The organism is Pseudomonas onubensis, from assembly GCF_965653655.1.
Classification (GTDB): domain Bacteria; phylum Pseudomonadota; class Gammaproteobacteria; order Pseudomonadales; family Pseudomonadaceae; genus Aquipseudomonas.
Genome location: NZ_CBFHAZ010000252.1, coordinates 1 through 466 on the forward strand (window position 1 = coordinate 1; position 466 = coordinate 466).

1 protein-coding gene is annotated in these 466 nt (G+C 44.2%); it reads left to right on the plus strand.

Going from position 1 to position 466, the window contains the following annotated elements; translation table 11 throughout:
- The coding region (locus ACTD9P_RS29825; RefSeq protein ID WP_438870446.1) for a phosphopantetheine-binding protein at nucleotides 1-466 on the plus strand (466 nt) is incomplete at both ends.

The window sequence follows — 466 nt, forward strand, 5'->3', positions numbered from 1 at the left end:
GTATATGATCAAAAGACACAAAGCGGAGAAATCGTGCTCTTTGTTGTTTACAAAAAATCACCTGAAAAATTCGCACCGCTTGTCAAAGAGATAAAAAAGCATTTGCTCAAGCGGGGCGGCTGGAGCATAACAGATGTCCTTCCGATCCGAAAACTCCCTAAAACAACCAGCGGAAAGGTTAAACGCTACGAACTTGCCAGACAGTATGAGGCAGGGAATTTTTCAACAGAGTCTGCCGCCATCAATGAATATTTGGAGAGCAGCCCGGAAACGTCCGGACAGACTCCCATTCATGAAATTGAAACGGAATTACTGTCTATCTTTTCCGATGTGCTCAATGGGAAAAAGGTTCACCTCGCTGACAGTTATTTTGATATGGGAGCAAATTCATTACAGTTATCGCAGATTGCCGAGCGCATAGAACAGAAATTCGGACGCGAGCTTGCCGTTTCAGATCTCTTTACGT